Origin of the sequence: Protofrankia sp. CiT1 (assembly GCF_917627335.1) — a bacterium.
Lineage (GTDB): Bacteria > Actinomycetota > Actinomycetes > Frankiales > Frankiaceae > Protofrankia.
This window is the reverse complement of sequence record NZ_CAKJTP010000135.1, coordinates 9,067-11,294: the sequence shown is the minus strand read 5'-3', so window position 1 is coordinate 11,294 and position 2,228 is coordinate 9,067. Positions and strand designations below refer to the sequence as shown.

2 protein-coding genes are annotated in these 2,228 nt (G+C 71.6%); both read left to right on the top strand.

Going from position 1 to position 2,228, the window contains the following annotated elements:
• Positions 1 to 1,466 (top strand): hypothetical protein (locus tag MJ785_RS17345; RefSeq protein WP_370652971.1); only part of this gene is annotated, 1,466 nt, incomplete at its 5' end.
• A 133-nt stretch (positions 1,467 to 1,599) separates the two neighbouring features.
• Complete coding sequence (locus MJ785_RS17340; protein WP_239381795.1) at positions 1,600 to 2,205, top strand: hemopexin repeat-containing protein; 606 nt, start codon at positions 1,600 to 1,602, stop codon at positions 2,203 to 2,205.
• Positions 2,206 to 2,228: the final 23 nt, after the last annotated feature.

The following is a 2,228-nucleotide window of genomic DNA, read 5'->3' as shown; positions in this document are numbered from 1 at the left end:
GGTTTGACCCGCCACCCGCGACCGGAGCGGAGGGCGACGCCGAACGGCGTCACCGGGCACTGCTCGCGGCCGCCACACCGGGCGTACGCCCGAGCATCGACGGCGCCGCCGTCCTGAGCCTGCTGGAGCCCGACGGCCGGCTGCCAGCGGACCTGCTGGCACCGGCCGACCCCGAGGTCGTAGCTCCCGTCCTGTTGTCCTGGCAGACGGAGATGGACCGTGAGTGGGGAATCTCCAGCAATGCCGACCCGCTCCCGCCGGCCTGGGTCGCCGACCGGCTGGAGTACGCCTTCGCGCTCGCCGCGCCCGCCCTGCCTCCGGTCACCGACGCCCCGCCGGGGCAGGAGATCCCAGCCGGGGAGATCCAGTTCGGCGCTTCGGAGTACGACGGGCGCGGGCTCGAGTGGTACAGCCTCGACCTGGCCGGCGGCCCGCCGCTGGGCGCGGCGGCCGACGCCGTCCTCGACACGCCGCTGGACGCCCCACCCGACGGCCTGCCGCCCGCCGCCCCGGACGACGCACGCCGCATCCGCGGCCGTCGGCGAGCCACCGTACTACCGGCCGCGCTGACCTACCCGGGCATGCCCAGCGCCCGGTTCTGGGAGATGGAAGACGCCGCCGTGGCGCTGGGCCGGGTCGGCGCCGGCGCCACCGATCTGGTGCGTATGCTCGCCGTGGATTTCGCGGTCGTCTACAGCCCCGACTGGTTCCTGGCCCCGGTCGAGGTCCCGGTAGGCTCGGTCAGCCGCGTCGACTGGGTCGTCGTCCGCGACACTTTCGGGGCCGCCACCCTGGTCGGCACCGGCCAGCCCAGCCCCGGCACGGTCGGCCGGCAGTTTCAGCCGTCCGCTCCCGCGGATACCGGCGACGCCGAGCCGCTGCTCGTCGTGCTCCCGGCGGCGCTCGGCGCGCTGGCCTCACCGCCGCGGGAGGACATCGCCCTGCAACGGGACGAGATGGCCAACCTCGCCTGGGCGATCGAGCGGACCGTGCTCGGGCCGACCGGCCGCGGCGTCCCGAGGCCCTGGTCGAAGCGGGACTTCGCGCTGCCGGCCGCGCCGCCGGATGGCCACGATGCCGTCTGGCGGCTGTCCACCCCCGTTGCCGCCGCGTGGACGCCCCTGGTTCCCGTCCGGCTGCCCGACCCCGCCGACCCCGGGCAGCAGCCACCCAGCGGGCCGCGGGTGCTGCGCGCGGGCCAGCTGGAGGACACCGCCACCGCGACCGTGCGTGGCGCGGCCAGCCTCATCCTGGCTGACCTGCGGGACCCGGCGGGCGGTGGGCGACATGCCGACCTGCGCGAGGAAGAAGTCACCCGCGCCGGGATCCAGGTGCAGATCATCGAGCACCTTGCCCGCGGAACGGACGGGCGGCTGTTCACCTGGCGCGGACGCCAGAAGCGTCCGTGGCGCGGGGAGGTCTCCTCCGGCCTCCGCTACGACGCAACCACCGAAAACAGCGGCTGACAGTCCAGACGTAAAGCCGTTTTGCCGCGCCTGGTGGAAATAGCCTCGTTCCCACACGTGCGGGCGCCGCGGGCAGCGCTACCTGCTTGGCGCCGACCGGGCCGACAAACCGAAAGGAGTCCCAGTGGTTCTCGTGGACGCGTTGGTAAACTGGCCCAACGGAAAGGTCTACTTCTTCAGCGGGGCCGACTACTACGGGTACGATATTGCCGGTGAGCAGGTCGGCCCGGGATACCCCCGGCCGATCGCCGCCAACTGGCCGGGCCTCGGCGGGGTCAGCATCGACAGCGCCATCGCCTGGCCCAACGGGAAGGCGTATTTCTTCAGCGGACCTGACTACTACCGCTACGACATCGCGGACGACCGGATCGACCCCGGATTCCCACTCCCGGTCAAATCGAACTGGCCTGGGTTAATGATCTTTGGTGCCACCCAGATTCAGGCCGCTGTACTCTGGCCCAACGGCTCATCCTACTTCTTCGCGGACAACGGCATGTACTACAAGTGGAATGTCGCGGCCGATCGGATCGAGCCCGGCTACCCGAAGCCGATTCAGGGAAACTGGCCGGGACTATGGTCGTCGTCGCTGCGCGGCGCGCTGGTCTGGCCCGACCCGGGCGGCGTCCCGCGCAAGGCATACTTTTTCCAGCGGTCGTTCTACATGCGCTACGACATCACGGCGGACGCGGTCGACCCCGACTACCCGCGGCCCGTCTCGGGGAACTGGCGGGGCCTGTAAGGCAACAAAAAATTCGCGGACCA